The organism is Nocardia sp. NPDC046763 (assembly GCF_040645495.1).
Lineage (GTDB): Bacteria > Actinomycetota > Actinomycetes > Mycobacteriales > Mycobacteriaceae > Nocardia.
The window spans coordinates 11556-33657 of record NZ_JBEYYI010000033.1 but is presented as its reverse complement, the minus strand read 5'-3'; the positions used below and the strand labels follow the sequence as shown (position 1 = coordinate 33657).

Sequence of the window (22102 nt, the reverse complement as noted above, 5' to 3'; positions counted from 1 at the left end):
GCATTTCATATGTGCCGGGATGTTGATCCGGATCACCGGAAATCGACGCTTTCTTCGGTCGAGCGGGCGGGAATGCGTCGTTTTCGGTGGATCCGGGCCCGGGGCGATGGTGCGGAGACCGCCGGTCGAGTGCACTGTCGTGTTGCTTCCTGTGCCGGTTGCTCGGCCCGTCGCCGTCGACGCGCGGGACGTCGCTGATCGGGGCGTTGCCGACGGGCTTGCGGGAGTGTGCCATGCTGGTAGCGAGCACGGGTTGTTGATGTGATCGCTCGGCTCGCAACAGGGAGAAATAAAAAAGTATGTCGCAAGGCAGTGTGAAGTGGTTTAACGGCGAAAAGGGCTTCGGGTTCATTGCGCAGGACGGCGGCGGCCCCGACGTGTTCGTCCACTACTCCGAGATTGCCGGCTCCGGTTTCAAGTCCCTCGACGAGGGCCAGCGAGTCGAGTTCGAGATCGGCCAGGGCCAGAAGGGTCCGCAGGCGCAGAACGTCCGCGCCATCTAGGAGCCGACACAACACCTAACCCGCGCCGCCCGGCGCGGGTTTCGTGCTTTTTCGAGGCGTCGCGTTGTCGCTCGCGCGCTTCCGGGGTCGTTCCGGAGACTTGCCGAAGTCAGAAATCTCTGCGGCGCAGGCTTTCCCATCCGGCCCACATCGCGGTGGCCGCCCAGATGCTGGTGACGGCGAGGCCGGTCCAAGGGCCGAGGGTTCCCGAGGGGTTGTGGACGAGTGCCTGTCTGCCCGCCCGGTCGGGGAGGAACTGGATGAGGCCGCCGTCGTGGGTGACGTCGCCGAGAGTGAACGACAGCAACAGGACCACGGGTACGAGAATTCCCATGGCGGCCATGGCGTTTCGGAACACGGTCGCCAGGCCGGCAGCGAACAGGGCGATCAGCGCGAGATAGAGCGTGCAGCCGATGATCGCGCGCAACGCTGCCGGATCATCGGCCCGCACCCGCTGTGCCCCCAGCAGTGGTTGCCCGACGAAGAAACACAGCGCCGCGGTCGGCAGACCGGCCAGGAGTGTGCTCGCGCCGATCACCAGGAGGTTCGCCGAATACACCAGGCCCCGCCGCGGTACCGCCGCGAACCAGATGCGCGCTCCGTTGCTCCTGAACTGTGCTGCCGCACAGACGGCTCCGACACAGATGGCGGCGAGCTGACCGAAATTGATGCCGTAGAACGAGATCAGCAGCGCATCGAAACCCGGTTTGCCCGCATCGTGCCTGCCGAGGCTGACGGTCCCGGTCAGCGAAAATCCCACGGTGGCCGCGAACATCAGTGCGACCAAGCCGCTCAGCACCGGCAGCGATCGGGCCTTGATCCATTCCGAGCGCAGGACTGCTGTGAAAGACATTGTCACATCACCTTTTCCGGTGTCGTCGGGGTCGAAGTGGCGGACGTGAACTCGGCGGCGTCCGCCGTCAGAGCGAGGTACGCCTGCTCCAAAGTCCCCGACTCGTCGGCAAGTTCGAGGACCGGGACACCGGCGCGGACGAGCAGTGGACCGACCGTGCCGACCCGGGCCCCGTCGACATACCAGCGCCCCGAATCGCCCGCGACCGGATCGAAGCCGGCATCGGTCAGCACGGTGCGCAACGTTTCGGGAGAGTCGGTGCGAATCCGGACCCGCGGCCGGGCATGGCGATCGATGAAGTCGTCGAGGCCGGTGTCGGCGAGGACCCTGCCACGACCCAGCACCACGAGATGGTCTGCGAAGGAAGCGGTTTCGTTCATCAGATGGCTGGAGACGAACACCGTCCGGCCCTCGTCGGCAAGGCTGCGCAGAGTGCTGCGCAGCCAGATGATGCCCTCCGGGTCGAGCCCGTTGGACGGCTCGTCGAGCATCAGGACCGGCGGATCGCCCAGCAGCGCGGCGGCGATCCCGAGCCGCTGACGCATACCCAGCGAGAACGTCTTGATCCGTTTGCCGGCCACCGTCTCGAGACCGACTGCTCCCAGCACGTCGTCCACGCGCCGCCGGGGAATCCCTTCCGCGGCGGCGAGTGCCGACAGGTGCGCGAACGCTGTCCGGCTCGAATGCATGGCGAACGGGTCGAGGAGAGCGCCGATGAGGCGCTGCGGACGGCGCGCGGCGGTGAACGGGCGACCGGCCACCGTCGCAAGGCCCGAGGTCGGCCGATCCAGGCCGAGTACGAGCCGCATCGTGGTGGACTTGCCCGCGCCATTGGGACCGAGGAAACCGGTGACCCGGCCCGGCCGCACCGAGCAGGTGACCCGGTCCAGCACCCGCTTCGCGCCGTAGTCCTTGGTCAGCTCGTGAAGGTCGATGGTGGTCATGGACCTCAGCCTGGTTCCGCGTCGGGGCCGTGTCCTCCCGCTGCCGGGTGAATCGTCTCCCCAATTCGGGGGAGCCGTGGCCCGGGAGGCGGCTGGCACGATGAAGCCATGATCAGTTCGGTGGCGGCACGGTTTTCCGATCCGGTGACGTACTCGCGCGGGCTGCATCTGGCGCTGCCGCTCACCGTCGCGGCACTGTGGCTGTACATCGACCGCACCCACTGGTACCTGCCCGCGGCGTTCGCGGTACCGGTCGGGCTGATCCCTGCGACACGCTTGGCGGAGGGTCTGCAGGCACAACTGTTTCTGATCAACCGCGAACACGGTGCGCCACCACGTTCGATCACGGCCGCCCGTTCGGTGGACCGGTCGGATCGATGGCGGACCGTGTTGTGGCTCGAAGTCCGGCTCGGACTGAGTGCGATCCTGCTGGCAACGTGTGTGCCGGTCGTACTGCTCACCCGGGACCTGGTGCGCGCGGCGACCGGGAGCCCACCCGCCCACGACGCCATCGTCCGAATCACGCACCCGCACTGGTGGTTCGGGCTGTTGATACCGCTGACCATCGCCCTGCTCGGCATCGTCGTCATCGGCCTGGGTGACCTGGTCACCGCCGCGGCACGCACGCTGCTGGCGCCGTCCACGGCGCAGCGGCTGCGAGCCCTGGAAGAGAGCACCGAGCAACTGCTGGAACACAATCGGATCGCGCGCGAACTGCACGATTCGATCGGCCACGCCCTGACCGCCGCGGTCCTGCAGGCCGGAGCCGCACGAGCGACCGGTGACCCCGAGTTCACCGAACGCGCACTGACCGCCATCGAGGACACTGGGCGGGCCGCGCTGGAGGATCTGGATCGGGTCCTGCTCGTGCTGCGCGAGCCCCACCGTCCGATCCATGAAAGGCCGACCCTCGCGGACGCCGAGCGTCTGTTCGAAGCAGCCCGGTCCGCCGGTGCGACGGTCGACGCCACCGTCATCGGTCCGCTGCACCGGATTCCGGGTCCGCTCTCACGGGAGGGCTACCGAATCCTGCAGGAGGCCATCACCAATGCCATGCGCCACGCCGGGCGGGTGCCGATCGAGGTTCGGGTCCTGTCCGGGCCGGACCGGCTCGACCTCGATATCGCCAACGAGCTGATCGGCCCGATATCCGCCGGCGCCGGAACCGGGCTCCGCGGCATTCGCGAGCGTGCCGAACTGCTGGGCGGATCGGTGCGGCTCGGCGCCGACGGCGACAGGTGGCAGGTCCGAGTCGAGCTACCGATCCGGGTCCGGGGGTGATCGAATGCCGGTGACAGTCCTGCTCGTCGACGACGAACCACTCGCTCGCGCGGGCCTGCGCGCGATCCTCGACGCCCAACCCGACATCGACGTGATCGGCGAGGCCGCCGACGGCGTGGCCGTCGTTTCGCTGTGCAGACAGCTGAACCCCGATGTGATCGCCATGGATGTGCGAATGCCGTTGATGGACGGCATCGAGACCACCCGCGCGATCCTGCGTTCCACCGCGCGGCCACCGAAGATCCTGGTGATCACCACGTACGAGAACGACGATTACGTCTACGCCGCCCTGCGCGCCGGCGCCGACGGGTTTCTCCTCAAACGCGCCCGCCCCGCCGAAATCGCCAACGCGGTACGGACTGTCGCAACCGGCGATTCGCTGCTGTACCCCGCGGCCGTCCGCGCGCTCGCTCACGGGCGCGGGAATCCCAGCGCCCGTGAGCAACTCGTTCGCGCCGGCCTCACCGACCGCGAGGAAACCGTCCTCCTGCTGATGACCCGCGGACTGTCCAACCGGGAAATCGCCGACCAACTCCACATCGGACCCGAGACCGTCAAGACCCACGTCAGTGGCGTCCTGACCAAACTCGATGCCCGGGACCGCACCCAGGCGGTGATCCTGGCCTACGAATCCGGCTTCGTCGACCGCTGATTCGAATCCCGAGCGGTCGGCGGGTCAGCGAGCGGCCCTGGCCGCGAGCGCCGCGGCGACCAGGATGGTGATGCCCTCGGCGGTGGCGGTGGTGCCGACGGCGTGGGCAGCGGAGAGGGCGGTGGAACCGGCGAGGGTGAGGAACACCGAGCCGAATCCGGCCACGCCGATCACGACGCCGAGCTGGACGCAGGTGACGAGGATGCCGCTGGCGTCGGCGGCGAGGGCGAGGGGAATCTTGCTGGTGGCACGGGCCATGAGCGGGCTGAAGGCGAGGCCGTAGCCGATGCCCATGAGGCCGAACACGGTCAGTTCGAGCGGGGCGATGTCATGGCCACTGCGCATCTGCAGGCCCATGACGATGGTGGTCAGGGCGGCGATCAGCAGGCCGACGGGGATCATCGCGCGGTGGAAGCGGGCGGGGATGCGGGTCCAATTCAGGCTCACCAGGCCGAAGGTCACGCCATTGGGGAGGAACAGCAGTCCGGCGTGCAGGGCGCTGTAGCCGAGAGTGGACTGGAGATGGATGGTCAGGACGAAGATCCAGCCGCCGAAGGTGCACATGACCAGGAACAGGGTGGCCGCGGTGAGCACCAGGCCGGGGGCGCGCAGTACGCGGTCGGCGAAGAGCGGTTCCCCGCCGCGGCGATGTACCCAGCGCTCGACCATCGCGAAGGCGGCGAAACCGAAAGCGGACGCGCCCAGGGTGATTCGGGTCCACAGCGGCCAATCCTGTTCGTGCCCGAGCACGAGTGGCACGACCAGCGCCAGTACCGAGGCGGTCAGGACGGCCAGCCCGGCAAGATCGAGTTTGCGATCCACGCCGGTGGTGACGGCCGGCAGGATCCGCGGTGCGGCGGCGAGCAGTGCCAGGCCGATCGGCACGTTCACCAGAAACACGCCACGCCAGCCGGTTCCGGCGATATCACTGGTCACGATGATGCCGCCGAGGATCTGGCCGACGACCATGCCGCCGGAGATGACGGTCGCGTAGGCCGCCAGTGCGCGGGCCCGGGCGGGTCCGGCGAAAACCCGCTGCAGGATGGTCATCACCTGCGGCACCATGGCTGCCGATCCGACGCCTTGCAGGAACCGGAAGACGATGAGCGAGCAGGAATTCCAGGCCAGACCGCAGGTCAGCGAGGCGAGGGTGAACAGCGCGAGCCCGGTGAGAAACACGGTGCGCTGCCCGAACCGATCACCCAGCCGCGCGCCGGTGACGAGCAGCACCGCGTACGCGATCACGTATCCGGAGACGATGAGCTGCAGCCCGGAACCGGTGGCGTGTAGGGAGGTTCGGATGGCGGGTATGGCGACGTTCACGATCGCGGCGTCCAGCACCGCCATGAACTGGCCGAGCAGGATGACGGTCAGGACTGCGAGGGGACGTCGGACGGCTACCGAGGCGGGAGCCGCCGCGGGTGGAGACTGGGTCAGGCTCTGTGTCATGGGAATCAGCGTGCGCGGCGGCCGAATCGGCTGACAGGAGTCTGTTTATACGGGTACTGGCACCACCTGGATACCCTTAGCGAATACCGTCACCATGGAGTCAGGGTGTCACCCCGGGTTTCAGCGGCGTCGAGACGGTCACGGAAGCGGCCGGGGTGACATCTTGGTTACGTACTGCTTGAAGCAAAGGTTGCGCATGGCGTGTCCGTTGCGATTCGGTGGCAAGCCTCGGAGGGGCGCGGTAGTACATCGGGACAGGTGTTTCGCGTGGCGGCGACCCCAGCAGGCGTAATGGAGTGGCATGTGTGATTGTGCGGGGGCTTCGCACCGCTGGTCATCCAGGTCGTCCGATCATCGATGCGGATCCACGGTGTGTGGGTTGTCTGTCCGCTTGGCAAGGATCATGCTGGTTGGATGCATTTGGCGATCATGATTGTCATCGGTATGGCCATCGTGGTGTCCATCGCGATCTTGGCCTGGGGTTCCGAATCTCGGCGTCTGCGTCGGGCGCGTGATCACACTCCGGATTATGCAGGCTGGAGTGCGGGACGTGCCGATTCTTCGGGTATGGAGCAATGGGTGATCTACTCGATGTTGGCCAATCAGAACCACCACCATCACCATCACCGCCACCATTACGACGACCAGCCTGGCGGTTCCGGTGCTGGTTACGGCGGGGGCGGCTATGACGGTGCTGGTTATGGCGGGGGCGGGTTCGGCGGTGGCGGTTACGACGGGGGTGGCGTCGGTGGGGGTAGCGGTTGGGTCGATGGCAGCGGTTGGGGTGGTAACGGCAGTAGCGGCTTCTTCGGCGACGGAGGTGGCTCGGCCGACGGTGGTATTTGGGGTGGTGGTGTCAGTCCGGGGGGCGGTGGCTTCTGACGGTCACCGCTGGTCGGAATCGTCGTGCTTCGCGAGTGCCGGGCCGGATCCTGATATCAGGAGCCTGCTTATACCGGTACTGGGACCACCTGGATACCGATCGCGGTTGCCGCCAAAATGCAGTCATGGTGTCAGGAGCAGGATCCCGTGAGGTGACCGATGTCGTCGCCGAGGCAGCGGTGCGCAATGGCAATTCGCGCTCGGTGCGCAAGGCCCGGCGCGAGGAGATGTCGACCTTCCTGAAGTCGCGGCGGGCGCGCATCCGCCCGGAGGATGTCGGCCTGCCCGCGGGCGTGCGCAGGCGCACCCCGGGGCTGCGGCGTGAAGAGGTGGCGCAGCTGGCCGGGGTGGGGATCACCTGGTACACCTGGCTCGAGCAGGGGCGCGATATCAATTGCAGTGTGCAGGTGCTGGATGCGATCGCCCGGGCGCTGTGCCTCGACGGCGCCGAGCACGCACACCTTTATCGGCTCGCCGACGTCCCGACCGTGCCGACGCCGATCGCCGAGGAACTGGTGCCCGAGGAGGTACAGATCATCCTCGACCACATGCATCCGCTGCCCGCAGCCCTGTTCAGTGCCAAATACGATGTGCTGGCCTGCAATACCGCCTACGCGACGATGTATCCGATGTTCATGAGCGGCTCCCGGAACGTGCTGCGCAAGGTCTTCCTGGCCGAGGAGTGCTGTACGCCCTACCCGCCCCACTCGGAGCCGGACCACCTGGCCCGCATGGTCGGCTACCTGCGCGCCGCCTACGCCCGCAACCTCGGCGACCCCGACTGGGTGGAATTCATCGACGACATGGTCTCGGCGAGCCCGCAATTCGCGGAACTCTGGGCGCGCAACGACGTCGCCCTCCCGCTGGGCCGCACCCGCGTCATCCGCAACCTCGCCGTCGGCGAACTCGAGATGTACATGACCAGCATGTCCCTGCCCTCCATCGCCGGCGCATGGATGCAGGTCTGGACGCCGTCCGACCCCGAAGCCTGGGACAAACTCCACGCCCTGCTGTCCATGACGACCGAAGAGCGCCGTCGCCCCTGGTCCGAACATGTCGAGCAGGCCCACGGCCGAACCCTCACGATCGACGACCGCGCCTGGGCGTAGCACGACAGCGCCTGGGCGTGAGCGGTTCTCGCATGTGCGCGACGCGCAGGGTGCGCGGATGTCGTGCGGGAGGGGAGCGGGGTCGCCTAGTCTGCGCTGCATGAGCGAGCGCTCGGGAGACGTCACCGTGGGTCAGGCGACCGGGCGGGGGACGGTGCTGGCGTGGGGGTTCTGGGACTGGGCGGGCGCGGCGTTCAATGCGGTGATCCTGACCTTCGTGTTCTCGGTGTATCTGACCGACAAGGTGGGCAAGGAGCTGCCGGGCGGGATCTCGCCCAGTGCCTGGCTCGGATGGGCGCTGGGAGCGGCGGGGCTGGTGGTGGCGGTGACCGCGCCGGTAGCCGGGCAGTGGTTCGACGCCACCGCTCGGCGCAAGCTGGCACTGGGAATGCTGACCTCGCTGACTGTGCTGGTGATGGCGGCCATGTTCTTCGTGCACGCCGACTACCACTACCTATGGCTGGGATTGGCCCTGCTGGGCGTCGGTTCGGCGGCGTTCGAGCTCTCGCATGTGCCGTACTTCGCCATGCTGCGGCAGGTGTCCACGCGCGCCAACGTCGGGCGGGTGTCCGGGTTCGGCTGGGCCATGGGCTATTTCGGCGGGATCATCCTGCTGCTGATCAGCTACGTCGGCTTCATCGCGGGCAAGAACGACTACCGCGGACTGCTCGGCGTTCCGATCGAGGACGGGCTGAACATTCGCCTGGTGGCGGTGCTGGCGGCGGTCTGGTTCGCCGGATTCGCGGTGCCGCTGTTCCTGTTCGTCCCCGAGGTGCCGCGCACCGCGGCCGATCCCGGTGCGGCGGTGCGGGTCCGGTCCTTCCTGAGTTCGTACCGGGTGCTCTTCCGCGACATCGGGGAACTGTGGCGCGTCGATCGGCGCACCGTCGCGTTCCTGCTGGCCAGCGCGGTGTTCCGGGACGGCCTGGCCGGGGTGTTCACCTTCGGCGCGATCCTGGCGGTGCGGGTGTACGGCATCGCGGACTCGGACGTGCTGCTGTTCGGCGTCGCCGCGAATGTGGTTGCGGCCCTGGGCGCGCTGGTCGGCGGCCGATTCGACGACCGCACCGGCCCGAAGGCGGTGATCGTCGCCTCGCTGGCGGGCATGATCGTGTGCGGAGCGTTCCTGCTGGTGCTGTCCGGTCCGCTCATGTTCTGGATCTTCGGTTTGGCGCTGACCGTATTCGTCGGCCCCGCACAGGCTTCCGCACGCTCGTTCCTGGCCCGGGTGTCCCCGCCCGGCCGCGAGGGCCAGCTGTTCGGGCTCTATGCCACCACGGGGCGCGCCGTATCCTTTCTGGCCCCAACGCTTTTCGGCTTCTTCGTGTGGGCGTTCGACGCTGAGCGGGCGGGAATCGTTGGCCTGCTTCTGGTCCTGATCGTCGGCCTGATGCTCTTGCTGCCGGTGCGCGGAGATGATTTGCGCGGCCGCTGATTTCAGGAACGGCTCAACGCTATGACGGCCGCCGAGCGCCCATGTCTATGAGGGACGCCACGCGCCCGTGTCTATGAGGGACGCCACGCGCCCATGCCGAGCGCGATGAGCCGCACCTGCAGGACGGCACGCTCCACGGTCCGCGCGCTCTCCCGGGATTCGGCCATCAGGTAGTCGGCGATCCGGTCGGCGACCGTGGACACGATGAGATCCGCGGCCAGTTCCAGATCGTCGGGCGACCAGGCGTCCAGCGCCCGCACCCGGGACAGATCGACCACCAATTCTCGTTCGATGAGCTGCATTTCGACCGCGATGGCCCCGCGCAGCGCGGCCGAGCCGCCGTGGCGTTCGCGAATCAGGAAGCCCCACAGGTCGCGTTTCCCGTCGACCTGGTCGAAGACGAAGCGCACGGTCTGTGCCAGTGTCGCGTTCGGGGTGCGCCGCATTTCCCTTAGCGCCAGGCGCAATTGGCGCACGCCCTCCTCGACCAGTGTGGTGCCGAGTTCGTCGAGCGAGGCGAAGTGCCGGTAGAACGCGGTGGGCACGATGCCGGCCGAGCGTGCGATCTCACGCAGGGACAGGGCCGCGAAGCCGCGGTCCGCGGCCAGGGCGAGGGTGCCGTCGAGTAGCGCCGCGCGGGTGCGCTCCTTGCGCTCGACTCGGGTAGCTGCCTGCTCGCTCATCTCGATCACCATACATGCGTTCACATTCGTTCCATTCGCAAGATGTCGTGTGGGTCACACGAACTGCCGGTTGAACTGGAGTGGCTTCGCCCGGCACACTATCTCAGTGTACAGATGTGCACCGAAATGACATCGGGATCCGGTATGACATCGAGGTCACACCGGAGGCGCATCGACTGCGAAGAGGCGTCGCTCAGCCCGGCGACGCGACAGGAGGCTCACATGGTCGGACTACTCGACCTGGTGCAGAAGACAATGACCACCCCGCACCCGCTGGATCGCTACCTCGAGCTGGTGCGCCCGACCCTGACCCGGCGCTCGATGCGCGCGAAGATCACCCACGTGCGGCGCAGCGCGGTTGGCTCGGTCACCCTCACGCTCGAGCCCGCCCGGCAGTGGTCCGGGCATGTGGCGGGACAATACGTGCAGATCGGCGTCGTGATCGACGGCGTCCGCCACACCCGCTGCTATTCGCCGGTCAATGCCGAGGGACGCCGCGACCGGCACATCGAACTCACCGTCAAGGCCCACCCGCACGGCCTGGTCTCGAACCACCTGCACGAGAACGCGATTCCCGGCATGGTGGTGGACCTGGAACCCGCCGCCGGGGCGTTCCACCTGCCCGAGCCGCGGCCCGAGCAGATCGTGCTGATCAGCGGCGGCAGCGGCATCACGCCGGTGCTGTCCATGCTGCGCACCCTCGCCGACGAGGGCTACCGCGGCCGCATCCTTTTCCTGCATTACAACCGTTCTCCGGAATGGGTGCCGCATCGCCAGGAACTCGAGGCGATCGCCATGCAGCACAGCAATGTCCGCATCGAATTCCGCTACCCGGAGGCGGTTCGCGGCCAAGTGTGGGGAGGCGGAGCGCTCGATTCTGGACCGAGTGGAGTGGGGGAGCGAAGCGGAGGAGCGGAGGGAGGGAAGAATCGAGACCTCGGGACCGCGAATCCGCCCGCAGCGAAGCGGCGGGCAAATCAGGCAGAGCGCGACGCCAACTTCGGCTACGACGAGCTGGAATCGCTCGCGCCCTGGTTCCCGTCCGCGCAGACCTACCTGTGCGGACCGCCCGGCCTGATGGCCGCGGTGCGCACCGTCTACGAGGCCGAACAGCTCGGCGATCGGCTGCACAGCGAGGAGTTCACCCTCACCACCGCGGTGGTGGACCCGGCCGACGCCGAGGGCAAGGTGACCTTCTCCGACAGCGGCGTGGTCGCCGAGAACACCGGCGAAAGCCTGCTCGAGCAGGCCGAATCCGCGGGCCTGAACCCGGAGTACGGCTGCCGCATGGGCATCTGCTTCTCCTGCACGGCCGTCAAGCGCAGCGGCTGCACCCGCAATCTGCGCACCGGGCAGCTCGACAGCGACCCGGATCAGCCCATCCAGATCTGCATCAACGCCCCCGTCGGGGACGTCGACCTCGCTCTCTGACTCATTTCTGCCATCTGAACAGGAGGGATCATGGCGATCCTCACCGAAACCACCGAGGGCCCGCTGGTGCTCAGCGTCGACCAGGTCGAGGAGATCGGCCGCGAACTCGACGCGCTGCGCGCCCGCGTCACCGCGGACCTGGGCGACCGGGACCGCGAATACATCTACAAGGTCATCAAGGCCCAGCGCGGCCTGGAGATCGCCGGCCGCGGCCTGCTCTACCTGGGCTTCCTGCCGCCGTTCTGGCTGGCCGGCGTGGCCGCGCTGAGCGCGTCGAAGATTCTCGACAATATGGAGATCGGCCACAACGTCATGCACGGCCAGTGGGACTGGATGCGTGAGCCGACCCTGAATTCCCGTGTCTTCGAATGGGATACGGTCTGCCCGGGCGACCAGTGGCGGCACTCGCACAACTACATGCACCACACCTACACCAACATCCTCGATATGGACCGCGACATCGGTTACGGCATCCTGCGCGTGGACGAGGCGCAGAGCTGGAACGTGCTGCGGCTGGGCAACCCGTTCTACGCCTTCGCGCTGATGGTCGCGTTCGAGTGGGGCGTGATGGGCCACGACCTCGAGGTCGAGAACATCGTCCGGGGCAAGAAGTCCTGGCAGGAGGTCAAGACGCTGGTCAAGGGCCAGTGGCGCAAGGCCAGCAGGCAGGTGCTCAAGGACTACGTGGTCTTCCCGGCGCTGACCGGACCGCTGTTCCTGTCCACGCTGGCGGCCAACTTCACCGCCAATATCGTGCGCAACCTGTGGACGTTCTCGATCATCTTCTGTGGCCACTTCCCGACCGGCGTACAGACGTTCACTCAGGAGGAGTGCGCCGAGGAGACTCAGGGTGAGTGGTACGTGCGCCAGATGCTGGGCTCGGCCAATATCAAGGGCGGCAAGCTCTTCCACATCATGTCCGGCAACCTGTCGCACCAGATCGAGCACCACCTGTTCCCGGATCTGCCGGCCAACCGGTACCCGGAAATCGCCCCCGAGGTGAAGGCGCTGTGTGAAAAGCACGGCCTGCCCTACAACACCGGACGCTTCTCCCGGCAGATCGGGTCGGTGTGGTTGAAGCTGTTCAAGCTGGCGCTGCCGCCGTTCCTGGTCAAGAATTCAGCACAGGCCGGTGTTATCGTGATGCGCCGGGGGCAGGCGAGCGAAGTGGGCGTGTAAATGATTTCTAAATTCGAGAGCAACAAGGATCTGATCCAGGAATTGACGTCGTCGGGAGCACGGCACGTCGGCAATATCGCCTCGATCATCACGGGCACCGTCGCCGAGGTGACCCGCGAGATCGGTGACTGGATCACCGACGCCATCGAGATGCGTGAAGCCGCCGCGGCCGCCGCGCAGGACGCGGCCGCGCAGCGCGCCGCGAACCTGACCGACGACCTCGACGAAGAAGCCCCGGAACCCGCACCCGCACAGGACGATTCGGCGACGAAGCCGGTCCACGGCGAGCGCGTCCCGGGCGAGGACGTCATCGACGCCGAAGTCGTCGACCCGCGTTAGCCGGGCCTACCAGGTCGGCAGTCGCCGGCGATGCTGGGCGACCTCCGTGATCAGATCCCGATAGCCGTCGGCGAGCTCGGCGAGCCGGTACCACTGCAGGTGGGCCTCCGTGTCCACCCCGCGGCGGGGCCGGTCCTCGCTGATGCGATGCGCCACCGCGCGTCGCCGCGCGCGCCCGTCGGTCGCTTTCGAAGCCCGCACCGGCTCGGACTCGGCATTGCCCAGAGCCCGTTGTGCGGCAACCCATTTCGCGGCCATCCGGTCGATGACCGCGCCGAGGGTCTCGGTGTGCAACGAGGCCCCGGCGCGGTGCGGAATGTTCACCGCCACCCACTCGTCGATGCGGGCCACCAGCTCGGTCCGGCGCTCGTCGATCCGGTCGACACGGTGGGTGCTGTCGGCGACATCGTCGGGGGTGGCGTCGGTGGCATGCGCCGTGTCCAGGGCGCGATATCGATGCTCATGGCATCGCACCAGTTCGTGGGCTGATTCGAGGACGTCGCGATCGCGACGATCGGAGCTGACCGGTTCCCGGAAGGCGCGCAACAGCGTTGATGGCGATGGGAGCTCGGCCCCGAAACCCGCTCCGGTGTAGTCGATTGCCATGATTCCCACCCTCGGCGTCGCATGTGTGGATGCGCCAGGGCCGAGGGGGTTTCGGGGAGGGGCTCCCCTCGGCTCCGGCGCAGCCCCGCACCCGGAACGCAACAGCCCACCACCAGCGACACGGTGAAGTAACCGGGAAATCCGCGACGATGCGATGAGAAGACTGTCCGATAATGCGGGACATATTCAGGAAAGCGCGATAGTCGGAGGGGCGCAACCATCCGGCGCGTGATCGGCGAAGCTGCCTGAAAATCGTTATACAGCATTACAAGACGGTCACATGGTCGCTGCGGTTGAAGGCCGATCGACACCGCTGCGGGCGGTGTGCGAGACAGGTTCGAGGGCGGGGCTCGACCGGGGCGAGGCTTCTCGCCGGCGGGTGCGGTTACCGAGGCTTATGAATAGCTATCTATGCGGCGCGCCGGGGGCGCGGCGCGCCGCAGTCCGTTAGCCTCGATATTCGTGCCCGCCTATGTGTCATCGCCGGAACTGCGATTCGGTTTCATGTTCGCGCTGGAAGACCCGGAGCGAATTGCCGAAGTCGTCCGTAATCTGATTGTTCGCCGGACGGTGTCCGTGTTCCGCCTCGCCCATCTGTCCAGTGACAACGGACCGCCCGATCGGTTTGTCGTGAACTGGGGTGCGCTGCCACAGGTCTCCGTCACGACCGCCGCGCCGGACCCCGGCGAATTACGTTCCAGCGGAACGATGCTGGTCAACGCGTTTCTGGGGGAGGACGGCGAGGTGAGCCTGTATTCGGCGGGCGCGGCGCCGCCGCAGTAGGAACTGGACGGTCCTCTCTCTGTGACGGGTCACACAACCCGTCTTAGCGACCTCTCAGCTACTGGCAAGGTTCGCCTAAGTGTCCCTCGGCAGTGTGGGTCCGGTCGCCGAACGGAAATCCCGGACGGCGGCGTCCACTAGAGAGAGGTTGAAACATGATCCCGGTTATCATCCAAACTGGTTCCGCTGCGCTGAACGGCGTGCTGGACACCGGTAGCGCGGCCCTGGGTGGTCTGCTCAACACCCTGTGGACGGGATCCTTCGGCCGTTAATTCGCATTAGAGCGAAGGGTTTTCGGGCAATCGCCCCGGGTGCGTTCGCATCCGGGGCGATTTTTTGTCAGACGGCCAGGGCGGGAGCCCGGCGGGCCTGGAGGATCTGCTCGAGCAGGGCCACCAGGACAAGTTTCACCGATTCGCGGTCGCGGGCATCGCAATCCATGAGGTGGATGGTGGGGGAGAGGTCCAGCGCCTCGCGGACCTCGTCGAGCGCGAAGCGCGGTCCGGCGTCGAAGCGGTTGACCGCCACCACGAACGGGGTGCCGCGCTGCTCGAAGAAGTCCAGTACCGGGTAGCAGTCCTCGACGCGGCCGGTGTCGACCAGGATGACGCCACCGAGCGCGCCGTCGAGCAGGTCGTCCCAGAGGAATTCGAACCGCTCCTGGCCGGGAGTGCCGAACAGGTAGAGCACCAGACTGGAATCCAGGGTGATGCGGCCGAAGTCGAGAGCCACGGTGGTGGTGGTCTTGCCGGTGGCCAGGCCCGGATCGTCCAGTCCCACCGACACTTCGGTCATGGCGGCTTCGGTGGCGAGCGGCTCGATCTCCGAGATCGCTCCGATGAAAGTGGTCTTGCCGACGCCGAATCCGCCGCTGGTCACGATTTTCACCGAGGAGGCCAGCGGTACGGCGGCGGGGTCAGAGGTTCCGAACAAGGTCCCGGATCCTTTCCAGAGCAGCGGTGGAGAGTTCATCGGTCCGGCCGACCGAGACGTGTCCTTCGGATACCAGATCGCTCACCAACACCCGCGCCACCCCGATCGGAACCCGCAGGGCCGCACCGATTTCGGCGATCGAGTGCGGGCGCTGGCACAGTCGCACCACCCGCTCCAGCTCGAACCGCAGCGGCGCGGACAGCGCCGCGGGGGTGGCGCGCACCAGGGTTTCGATGCGCAGGCCGTCGACCAATGGCGTAGTCCGCCCCGAGGTCATCATGAACGGTCGCACCACCTGTTCCTCATCGTCGGCCAATCTCGTATCTCGCGTGGGTCTTTCGGACGCGGCGGCGCCGGACCAGCCGCGCGGGCGGCCGGACGCGATCATGCGCGCGTCCGGCAGCCGATGCGAATCATTCATCGGCTCAAGGACTCCCGCAATTCGGTGATCAGGGCGGGGGTCAGCAGCGCGCCGGCGCGGTCGGCCAGCACGGCCATCTGATAGCCGACCAGGCCCACATCGGCGCCGTTGTCGGCGATCACGCCGATGCAGCTGCCATTACTCATGGCCGAGACCAGCAGGAATCCGCGCCCCATCTCGATCATGATCAGTCGCAGTCCGTCGAAATCGTAACTGCGCGAAGCGCTTCGGCCCAGGCTGGTGAGCCCGGACACGATGGCGGCGAGCCGGTCGCCCGCGGTCCGGTCCAGGCCCTGGGACATGGCCATGAGTAGCCCGTCGGAGGACACCGCCACAGCGTCGCGCACCCCGTCGGTGGTGCGCACGAAGTCGGCCAGCAGCCAGTTGAAAGTGTGCGGATCGGTGTCGGTGTAGTGGGTCGTCACCCGGTGTCCTCCTATGCTGTCGATCCGGGCCGGGGCGGTTCGCCGGTCTGCCCACGCTGATGGCCGGACCGGAATCCGGCGAGCATGCTGCGTATCTCGTCGGGTGAGCGGTCCGCGACCGGCCGCGCGGCCGCCGGTTGGGCGCCGCCCGGTGTGACGCCCGGATTCTCGCGAGTCTTCCGGTTCCGCTTGACGAGACCGTTTCGCGTACGTTGCACCTCCGGGACGGCTCCCGAAACGTCGGCCGCCGCGCCCGGTGAGCTCGCCGGAACCGGGCCCGCCGGGGATCCCGCCGCCGGCGGCTGAATGGCGAACGAACCCGTGGTCGGCCCGCCGAAGAGACGCTCGGCGGCGGTGGCGTGCGGTGGGGCCGCCGGGGTGTGCGGCGGGGTGGTCAGAGTAGCGGTGGGTAACGGAACGAGCTTGATCGAGTGCGGGCCCGCGGGTGAGCCGTTGGCGACATCGTTGCGGGCGGGCGTCGCACGCTGCGGGCGTTCCGTGTCGGCCGAGCCGGGGGTGTGGCCCGAGCTGTGGCGGCCCGGTTTCGGGTCCGGCATGGTGTCGACGACCGTCGGAAGCTGCGCCCCCGCAGCGTGTTTCGAATCCTCGGGCGGGGCGGGAAGTTCCGCGCCGGGGTCGCCGAGCAGATCGCCCGGCAGCAGCAGCCGGGCCACCACGCCACTGGTGGGGGACACCGTGAGCTCGACCTCGATGCCCAGGCGCCGGGCCAGGCGGCCGACCACATAGTGGCCCAGGAAGCGGGTGGGCGCGACGAGGAAGTCGGCTTCGCCGCACAGACGGGCATTGGCGGTGGCGAGCTGATCGGGCGGCATGCCGACGCCGTGGTCGACGATGGCGAGCATGTAGCGCGAGCCGAGCCGACGGCCGTAGATCTCCACCTCCAGATCGGGCGGGGAGAAGGACAGCCCGTTCTCGATGAGTTCGGCCAGCATGTGCGCGACCTCGCTGACATGCGCGCCTGCGATGGAGATCTCGTCCACCCGGCGCAGCACCACCCGCCGGTAGTCGTCGACCTCGGACAGGCCGGCGCGGATGACATCGGTCAGCGGAATGGGTTTCGACCAGCGGCGCGGGCTGGACTCGCCGACCAGCACCAGCAGGCTCTCGGCGTTGCGCCGCATGCGGGTGGCCAGGTGGTCGAGTTCGAAGAGGTTGGCCAGCGTGCTGGGGTCGAGCTCCTCCCGCTCGAACTCGCTGATCAGCCCGAGCTGGCGGCGCACCAGATTCTGATTGCGCCGCGCCAGGTTGGCCATGGACTCGGTGCTGTTGCGGCGCAGCCGCGCCTGCGCGGAGGCGAGTTCGTAGGCGGTGGTCTGCACCCGGTCCAGCGCACGGGCCACGGACACGATCTCGGCGCCCGCGCTCTCGTCGGCGCGCACCGGTTCGGGCGGGTCCGGGTCCGCGCCCTCGGAGGTCTGCCAGGCTTCGATGAGCTGCGGCAGCCGCTTACCGGCCACCCGGTCGGCCTCCGTGGACAGCTCGGCCAGCGGCCGCACGATCGCCCGTACGGTGGCGACCACCAGCGCCACCTCGGCGGCGATGGCGAGCAGGGCGGCCAGCACGTAGAGGGACAGGCGCAGGGCGGCATCGCGGCGCAGTTCGCTTGCCCGGGAGGTGATCTGGCCGCCGATATCGCGCTGGACGGTGCGTTCGCCGTCGATGATGGAGCTCATCTGGCGCCACCAGTCGGCGGGGTTGACCGATTCGGTGATCGGACCGCGCTCGGAGGCGAGGGCGATGGTCTCCGCGTCGCCCGCCCGCGCCGACTCATCGGTTCGCATCGCGGTGTAGAGCTGCGAACGCTGTGCGGGTGTGGCATCGCGTTCGAAGGCCGTCACCGCGGCCTGTTTGGCGGCTCGGATATCGAGGAACTTCACGTACTCGCCCGGTGCGAACGCGCCCGCGGCGAAGACGCCGTTGAGGAAGCCGCGTTCCTGACCGGTGAACTCCTTGACGTCGCCGAGCGCGTAGAGGCTCTGCAGCCCCCGCCACAGCCGGCTGTCGAGAGCGTGATCGAGGCCGGGCCGCGCCTGGTCCAGCGTGCCGATCGCATTGGTATAGAAGGTGAACGAGGCCGACCGGTCGGCGTGCCCGGCGTCCACATCGGCGCGCGTGGCGGTCACTCCGGAGAACTGCTGGAGCGCGGTGCGCACCAGATCGGCCCCCGGCGGCTGCTGGTTCAGCGTGGAGTTGAGTTCCTGCAATGCGCTGTCGGTGGCCAGGCGCTGATTGCCGAGCGCCGTGCGGGACGCGGTGTCACCGCCGAGCAGTCCATTGGTGAGACCGCGTTCGCGCTGCACCTCATGGACCAGGTCCTGTACCGCCAGTGCGAGATGGACCGCCTGGGCGGTGTCTCCGGTGTCGCGGTAGTCGTTCACCTCACGGGTGATGACGATCGTCAGCAGCGCCAGCACCAGCGCCACCGACACGATCAGAATGCGGCGCAGGCGAGCCCGGATAGTGCGTGGCCGGATCAATTCCATTGGCGGCGTGAGCTTCACGTTACCCGTTGGCAACAGTTTCGCCGGACGCACTCTCACTCGGTCTCCCGTAAATCAGCTGTCGTGCCGACCCGGGCCGGGCACATGGAGAATAGTCAGCAACGTCGCACACCCGACCCCTTGCCGCAATTCGAAACATGTCGATGTGGTGTGCGGAACTCGCCGTCGCGCGCGCTATTACAAATCTGGTCACAATGTGTGAGAAGCAGATGTGATCTTCGCGTCGCCGGGGAAACATTGGGATGAACAACGGCTCACCGCTGTTCCGGCGGCTGCCGGAAGGAGGCCGCCGCGCTCGAGAGGAGTGACGGACATGCAGCCCAGTCCCGCTTATCCGGTGCGTGTGCGGGGAGACCTCGACCCGGGGTTGTCCCGCTGGATGTGGATAGTTAAGTGGATACTTGCCATTCCACACGTGCTCGTACTGATCGTCCTGAGCATTGCGTATTTGGTGGTCACCATCGTGGCCTTTTTCGCAATCCTTATTACCGGCGCGTATCCGAGGGCGCTCTTCGACTTCAATGTCGGTGTGATGCGCTGGAGTTGGCGCGTGCGTTTCTACGCCTTCTCGCAGCTGGGGACGGACCGCTACCCGCCCTTCAGCCTGCAACCCGATCCGGGCTACCCGGCCGACCTGGAAGTCGACTATCCCGAACAGCTCAGCCGCGGTCTGGTCCTGATCAAATGGTGGCTGCTGGCGATCCCGCAGTATCTGATCGTCGCCGCGTTCATGGGCGGTGGGCGCAACATGATGTCGTTGCTCCCGATCCTGGTGATCATCGCCCTGATCGGGTTGCTCTTCACCGGGGCCTATCTCCCGGGGCTCTACGACTTCGCCATGGGTATCAACCGCTGGTCGCTACGGGTGCGCGCCTACGCGTCCCTGATGACCGACGCCTACCCGCCGTTCCGGCTCGATCAGGGCGCGAGAGAGCCCGACGCCGCGGCCTCGTAGAGCCGCCGCACCACGTCCTCGATATCGGGTTCCTCGATGGACAGGTCGCGGACCTCGGCGCGCGCCGAGACGGCCGTGAGCAGCTGTGCGGCAGTGGTGATCTCGGTGTCGAAGGCCAGCCGCTGCCGCATGCCCGCACCCTGACTGTCGAGCAGTTTGGCGCCGGGCAGGTCGGCCAGGTCGGGGGTGGGCTCGGCGAGATCGACGGTGAGCACCCGTTGCGCACCGACGGTCGCGCCGAGCCCGGTCAGCGAGCCGTCGTAGACCAGCCGGCCGTGGTCCACCACCAGCACCCGCTCGCACAGCCGCTCGATATCGCCCATATCGTGTGTGGTGAGCAGCAGGGTGGTGCCGCGCTGGGTGCGCTCGTAGCGCAGGAATTCGCGTAATCGCTGCTTGGAGAGCACATCCAGGCCGATGGTCGGTTCGTCGAGAATGACCAGTTCGGGCGAATGCAGCAGGGCCGCCGCGACTTCCGCGCGCATGCGCTGGCCCAGCGACAGCTGCCGAACCGGGGTATCGAGGGTGCCGCCCATCTCCAGCTGCTCGACGAGCTCGGTGGTGCGGGTGCGCGCCGCCGCCGGGGCGAGCCGGTGGATGGCGGCCAGGATCGAGAACGATTCGCGCAGTGGCAGATCCCACCACAGCTGCGAGCGCTGCCCGAACACCACGCCGATGCGCCCGGCCAGCTCGCGACGTTGCCGCACCGGGTCCAGCCCGCAGGTGCGCAGCCGCCCGGCCGAGGGCACCAGGATGCCGGTGATCATCTTGATGGTGGTGGACTTGCCCGCCCCGTTCGCGCCGATGTAACCGACCGCCGCGCCCGGCGCGACCCGGAAGCTCATGTCGTCCACCGCGGTGAGCACCTCGCGCCGGCGCCGCCAGCGGCCCTCCTTCTTGCTCAGCACGAAAGTCCTTGTCAGCCCCTCGATATCGATGATGGCACCGTTCACCCGCCGCCTCCTTGATAGTGCCTGGTCCCGAGTCTCCACAGGAACAGCGCGGCCGCCCACACCCACGCCGCCGCCACCGGCGCCGCCCACGCCAGCCAGCTCGGCAGCGGAGCGGGCCCGGGCAGCCCGAGCAGAGCGATGGCGGGCAGATAGGAGGTGAAGGCGACCGGAACCAGAAATCCGAACACGAGCTTCATCGGTGCCGGGAACACCGAGGTGGGTTGCATGGACGCGTACGACCCGCCGTAGGTGAAGGCGTTGGTCAGCTCCGCGCCGTCGATGAGGAAGAACTGCGCCCCGGCCGCGCACACGAAAAGCCCGGCGAAGATCGCGATTCCGGACAGCACCGTGACGGCGAACAGCGCCAGGTGCGCCGGGGTCCACTGGATGTCGTTGCGCGCCAGGCCGAATGACAGCACGGTGGCGGCCACCGCGATGCGCGCCACCCGGCGCAGCTGGATATCGCTGGTCATGAGCTGCAGCAGCAGGGGTTGCGGCCGCAGGTAGAAGGCGTCCAGCTTGCCCATCCGGATGTAGGTGGGGAGCGTGTCGACGTGCCCGACCACCATGTCGGCGATGGCGAAACAGGTGTTGCTCATGCCGAACAGCAGCAGCATGGCGTTCAGGTCCAGACCGCCCAGCCGGGGCACATTGTGGAAGATCACCCACATTTCGGCGAACTCCACCAGCCCGATCAGGAAGGCGCTCACCACATCCGCGGCGAAGGACAGCGGATAGGCGCGTTGCGCGCGCACCCGCGAACCCAGCACGGCGCGGTAGGGCGTCAGCCTAGCGCGGAGAGGCGGAGCGGAGGGACGTGCCTCACCCACCCTGCACCTCCAGTTTGCGGCGCCCGGCCCGCAGCAGCAGCTGCCCGGCGCCCACCAGCACGACCAACCAGAAGCATTGCACGACAACGATTTCCACCGCTTCCCTGCCGGCCACGCGACCGGACAGCACATCGATGGGCCACTGCAGCATGGACGGGAAGGGTGTCGCGTAGGCAATATCGCGCAACCAGCCCGGAAACAGGTGCACCGGCGCGAACAGCCCGGCCAGGAAGGTGCCCAGGATCATGTGCAGGGCGCGCAGCCCGCGGGTCTCGATGAGCCAGAACCCGGCCAGGCTGACCGCGAACATGGACAGGAACGACAGCGTCATGGCCAGCAGCAGGCTGAGGGCGCCCAGCACGTACGGTCCCGGCGTGTCCGGGAACGCGAGCCCGAAGGTGAGCACGCCGACGAGAATGCTGGGTATGCCGCGTGGTAGCAGGGAGAACGCCGCCCGGCCCAGATATTCGGCCAGGTGCGCGAATTGGATGTCGATGGGCCGCAGGAAGTCGATGGCGACGTCCCCGGTGCGGATGCGCTCCACGATGTCGGGCAGCATCCAGAAGGCGATGGCTCCCAGCAGTCCCTGCGACAGCCAGATGTAGGCGCCGATGGTCCCGCGGTCGTAGCCGCCGAATCCGCTGTTCACGCGCACGGCCGTCATGAGCACGGCCGCCCGCACGAAGCCGAACACGAGATTGGTGAACAGGCCCGCCAGCATGGCGAGCCGGTAATGCGATTGCCTGCGGAACCCTGCCTTGACCAGCTGCCAGTAGACCCCCACGTCGCTGCGCACAAGAGGTTGACACTACGGCCGCGGTCGTTGTCCTGCAATCGGGTTGCGTGACCTGTTCGCTCGGGGCCGAGTTATGCTCGATGCCAGTTTGTTGCGGTGTGCGTCACGCGCGGAGTATCTGCGTCCGATTCGCCGGAA

Annotated in this window: 23 protein-coding genes; 11 read left to right on the top strand and 12 right to left on the bottom strand. The window is 67.5% G+C overall.

The genetic code is table 11. The features are described from left to right. Nucleotides 1–299: 299 nt before the first annotated feature. Nucleotides 300–503 (top strand): cold-shock protein, encoded by a 204-nt coding sequence (locus ABZ909_RS37025; protein WP_040813159.1) that lies wholly within the window; start codon nt 300–302, stop codon nt 501–503. A gap of 109 nt (nt 504–612) precedes the next feature. On the opposite strand, the gene ABZ909_RS37020 is transcribed toward ABZ909_RS37025, so the two are convergent. Further along, nucleotides 613–1356 (bottom strand): hypothetical protein, encoded by a 744-nt coding sequence (locus ABZ909_RS37020; protein WP_357009611.1) that lies wholly within the window; start codon nt 1354–1356, stop codon nt 613–615. Between the two features lie 2 nt (nt 1357–1358). Beyond that, nucleotides 1359–2300: an ATP-binding cassette domain-containing protein gene (locus tag ABZ909_RS37015; protein WP_357009609.1), complete on the bottom strand. Its 942-nt coding sequence runs from the start codon at nt 2298–2300 to the stop codon at nt 1359–1361. A gap of 108 nt (nt 2301–2408) precedes the next feature. Between ABZ909_RS37015 and ABZ909_RS37010 the strand changes: the two genes are divergently transcribed. Then, on the top strand, nt 2409–3581 hold the full coding sequence (locus ABZ909_RS37010) for a histidine kinase (RefSeq protein ID WP_357009607.1): 1173 nt from the start codon (nt 2409–2411) through the stop codon (nt 3579–3581). Nucleotides 3582–3585: 4 nt separating this feature from the next. After that, nucleotides 3586–4233 carry a response regulator transcription factor gene (locus tag ABZ909_RS37005; RefSeq protein WP_357009605.1) on the top strand — a complete coding sequence of 216 codons (648 nt, stop codon included), beginning with the start codon at nt 3586–3588 and terminating at the stop codon, nt 4231–4233. Nucleotides 4234–4257: 24 nt separating this feature from the next. Here the strand turns inward: ABZ909_RS37005 and ABZ909_RS37000 are convergent, their stop codons facing one another. Then, on the bottom strand, nt 4258–5682 hold the full coding sequence (locus ABZ909_RS37000; protein WP_357009602.1) for an MFS transporter: 1425 nt from the start codon (nt 5680–5682) through the stop codon (nt 4258–4260). 414 nt (nt 5683–6096) lie between these two features. Between ABZ909_RS37000 and ABZ909_RS36995 the strand changes: the two genes are divergently transcribed. The 3 genes from ABZ909_RS36995 (at nt 6097) to ABZ909_RS36985 (ending at nt 9108) form a co-directional block, all read left to right on the top strand. Further along, the gene (locus ABZ909_RS36995) at nt 6097–6564 is read left to right on the top strand and encodes a hypothetical protein (protein ID WP_357009600.1); all 468 of its coding nucleotides are present in this window, start codon (nt 6097–6099) and stop codon (nt 6562–6564) included. A 125-nt stretch (nt 6565–6689) separates the two neighbouring features. After that, nucleotides 6690–7673 (top strand): helix-turn-helix transcriptional regulator, encoded by a 984-nt coding sequence (locus ABZ909_RS36990; RefSeq protein ID WP_357009599.1) that lies wholly within the window; start codon nt 6690–6692, stop codon nt 7671–7673. A 100-nt stretch (nt 7674–7773) separates the two neighbouring features. Further along, nucleotides 7774–9108 (top strand): MFS transporter, encoded by a 1335-nt coding sequence (locus ABZ909_RS36985; protein WP_357009598.1) that lies wholly within the window; start codon nt 7774–7776, stop codon nt 9106–9108. A 71-nt stretch (nt 9109–9179) separates the two neighbouring features. On the opposite strand, the gene ABZ909_RS36980 is transcribed toward ABZ909_RS36985, so the two are convergent. Continuing rightward, nucleotides 9180–9791, bottom strand: coding sequence for a TetR family transcriptional regulator (locus ABZ909_RS36980; RefSeq protein ID WP_357009595.1), 612 nt, complete (start codon nt 9789–9791; stop codon nt 9180–9182). Between the two features lie 222 nt (nt 9792–10013). On the opposite strand from ABZ909_RS36980, the gene ABZ909_RS36975 reads away from it, so the two are divergent. From ABZ909_RS36975 to ABZ909_RS36965, 3 genes are read left to right on the top strand one after another with little or no spacing between them, the layout of a single operon-like run. Then, nucleotides 10014–11222, top strand: coding sequence for an FAD-binding oxidoreductase (locus ABZ909_RS36975; RefSeq protein ID WP_357009593.1), 1209 nt, complete (start codon nt 10014–10016; stop codon nt 11220–11222). A gap of 30 nt (nt 11223–11252) precedes the next feature. Continuing rightward, nucleotides 11253–12401 carry an acyl-CoA desaturase gene (locus tag ABZ909_RS36970; RefSeq protein ID WP_357009591.1) on the top strand — a complete coding sequence of 383 codons (1149 nt, stop codon included), beginning with the start codon at nt 11253–11255 and terminating at the stop codon, nt 12399–12401. Next, entirely contained in the window at nt 12402–12740 is a 339-nt protein-coding gene (locus ABZ909_RS36965) for a hypothetical protein (RefSeq protein ID WP_357009589.1), read from the top strand. 6 nt (nt 12741–12746) lie between these two features. On the opposite strand, the gene ABZ909_RS36960 is transcribed toward ABZ909_RS36965, so the two are convergent. Further along, nucleotides 12747–13346 carry a DUF4254 domain-containing protein gene (locus tag ABZ909_RS36960; RefSeq protein WP_357009586.1) on the bottom strand — a complete coding sequence of 200 codons (600 nt, stop codon included), beginning with the start codon at nt 13344–13346 and terminating at the stop codon, nt 12747–12749. Between the two features lie 504 nt (nt 13347–13850). On the opposite strand from ABZ909_RS36960, the gene ABZ909_RS36955 reads away from it, so the two are divergent. Next, nucleotides 13851–14129: a hypothetical protein gene (locus ABZ909_RS36955; protein WP_357009584.1), complete on the top strand. Its 279-nt coding sequence runs from the start codon at nt 13851–13853 to the stop codon at nt 14127–14129. A gap of 339 nt (nt 14130–14468) precedes the next feature. On the opposite strand, the gene ABZ909_RS36950 is transcribed toward ABZ909_RS36955, so the two are convergent. From ABZ909_RS36950 to ABZ909_RS36935, 4 genes are read right to left on the bottom strand one after another with little or no spacing between them, the layout of a single operon-like run. Continuing rightward, nucleotides 14469–15029 (bottom strand): ATP/GTP-binding protein, encoded by a 561-nt coding sequence (locus ABZ909_RS36950; protein ID WP_357009750.1) that lies wholly within the window; start codon nt 15027–15029, stop codon nt 14469–14471. Nucleotides 15030–15045: 16 nt separating this feature from the next. Then, nucleotides 15046–15483 carry a DUF742 domain-containing protein gene (locus ABZ909_RS36945; RefSeq protein ID WP_357009582.1) on the bottom strand — a complete coding sequence of 146 codons (438 nt, stop codon included), beginning with the start codon at nt 15481–15483 and terminating at the stop codon, nt 15046–15048. Then, entirely contained in the window at nt 15480–15908 is a 429-nt protein-coding gene (locus tag ABZ909_RS36940; RefSeq protein ID WP_354834451.1) for a roadblock/LC7 domain-containing protein, read from the bottom strand. The genes ABZ909_RS36945 and ABZ909_RS36940 overlap by 4 nt, the downstream gene beginning before the upstream one ends. 11 nt (nt 15909–15919) lie before the next feature. Further along, nucleotides 15920–18469, bottom strand: a complete 2550-nt coding sequence (locus tag ABZ909_RS36935) for a nitrate- and nitrite sensing domain-containing protein (RefSeq protein ID WP_357009579.1) — start codon at nt 18467–18469, stop codon at nt 15920–15922. Between the two features lie 274 nt (nt 18470–18743). Here ABZ909_RS36935 and ABZ909_RS36930 point away from each other — a divergent pair, with 274 nt between their 5' ends. Continuing rightward, nucleotides 18744–19385, top strand: a complete 642-nt coding sequence (locus ABZ909_RS36930; protein ID WP_357009577.1) for a DUF4389 domain-containing protein — start codon at nt 18744–18746, stop codon at nt 19383–19385. On the opposite strand, the gene ABZ909_RS36925 is transcribed toward ABZ909_RS36930, so the two are convergent. From ABZ909_RS36925 to ABZ909_RS36915, 3 genes are read right to left on the bottom strand one after another with little or no spacing between them, the layout of a single operon-like run. Continuing rightward, nucleotides 19349–20338 (bottom strand): ATP-binding cassette domain-containing protein, encoded by a 990-nt coding sequence (locus ABZ909_RS36925; protein ID WP_357009574.1) that lies wholly within the window; start codon nt 20336–20338, stop codon nt 19349–19351. The genes ABZ909_RS36930 and ABZ909_RS36925 overlap by 37 nt on opposite strands. Then, nucleotides 20335–21168, bottom strand: a complete 834-nt coding sequence (locus ABZ909_RS36920) for an ABC-2 family transporter protein (protein WP_357009571.1) — start codon at nt 21166–21168, stop codon at nt 20335–20337. The genes ABZ909_RS36925 and ABZ909_RS36920 overlap by 4 nt, the downstream gene beginning before the upstream one ends. Beyond that, complete coding sequence (locus ABZ909_RS36915) at nt 21161–21964, bottom strand: ABC-2 family transporter protein (RefSeq protein WP_357009568.1); 804 nt, start codon at nt 21962–21964, stop codon at nt 21161–21163. The genes ABZ909_RS36920 and ABZ909_RS36915 overlap by 8 nt, the downstream gene beginning before the upstream one ends. Between the last annotated feature and the right edge of the window lie 138 nt (nt 21965–22102).